This window comes from Stenoxybacter acetivorans DSM 19021, assembly GCF_000745895.1.
In the GTDB taxonomy this organism is placed as follows: Bacteria; Pseudomonadota; Gammaproteobacteria; order Burkholderiales; family Neisseriaceae; genus Stenoxybacter; species Stenoxybacter acetivorans.
Window position 1 is genome coordinate 1 of record NZ_JQKE01000139.1, and the last position, 1,388, is coordinate 1,388.

Annotated in this window: 1 protein-coding gene; it reads right to left on the reverse strand. The window is 44.5% G+C overall.

Annotated features, from left to right (window positions below; translation table 11 throughout):
- Positions 1-1,388, reverse strand: a 1,388-nt coding sequence (locus Q384_RS10985) for a calcium-binding protein (protein WP_037588127.1), incomplete at both ends; no start/stop codon positions are given.

Here is a 1,388-nt window from a genome sequence, read left to right on the forward strand (position 1 = left end):
GGGTTTCGCCGTAATTGACATCAGTAAATTGAACAATATCATCATTCGAATAACCGCCGCTGTGGTCATAAACCGTATCTTGTCCGTGTCCTTTGGCAAACAGATAGGTATCGCCATGATAACCACCCGATAAATAATCGTTACCCGCACCGCCAATCAGCGTATCCGCACCGCTGCCGCCGTAAAGTTTGTCGTCGCCTTCTCCGCCGTCCAGTAAATCATCTTTATTGGCTGCCTGAATGGTATCGTTGCCCAATCCGCCGTAAATATTGACTTTGTTCTGCCATGAACTGAGGTTAATATTGTCATCGCCGCCTGTGCCGTGCAACGTGAAACCCATATTTTTTAAATCAGCTAAGCGAAAGGTTTGATCTTGAAAAATAAACGTTTCAATTTCATAGTAGCTGCTATTAAAAAACTGTTGAATACGAACGCTGTCGCCGCTTTGCTGATTGGCAATAATTAAATCATAGTTGTCTTTGTGCCAACGGGTTTCGCCATAATTGACATCAGTAAATTGAACAGTGTCATCACCCACGATACCGCCGCTGTGGTCATAAACCGTATCTTGTCCGTGTCCTTTGCTGAACGAATACGTGTCGCCATGATAACTGCCTTCTAAATAATCATTACCCGCCCCGCCAATCAGTGTATCCGCACCACCACCGCCGTAAAGTTTGTCATCGCCTTCTCCGCCGATGATTACATTGTTGTTGTCGTTGCCGTTGAGGGTGTCGTTTTGATCTGTGCCGAAAACAATGCCGATTTTGGTTTGCATATCTTTGCTGATTTGGTTCAGCCAATGTTTAGTGAGTTGATGTTGCTCGGCGTATTCAATCATTTGCGCCAGCAACGGTGTCGCCGCCTGCCACTGTTTGCCGATGTTCGGCTGATAGAATAGGAACTCAGCCAAATCCACAAAGGCTTTTTCGGGGTTCTCTGTGAAAATTTGGTTGAACTTCTCAGTGATGCCGCTGTAATCCAATTCAAATTGATCGTTTTCAATGACAAAGCCGATTTCATACAAATAAGGCTGTAAACGGGTTTGAAACAGCAGGTTTTGATAAATTTGCTGACCTAACTTATCGTAGGTTTTGGTAATCGTGGATTTCAAATATTCCACATCGGCTTTGCTGCCCACATAGAATGTACCGCCGGTTTCTCCGGTAAACGCATTTAATACGCTCACTTTTTCAGACAGCAAAACCAATGCTTGATGATCATTGATATTGATTTGAAAATCTTTTAATGCCCCTGCTTGAGCGGGTGTCAGCCCTTTGCCTTCGTTACTGGTTTTGGCACTGAACGGCATCATCAAATAAGTACGGTTGGCATTGAATTGCGGATCGGTTTTTGCCCATGCGTTGATAAGGTTGTCCAGCAAAGCA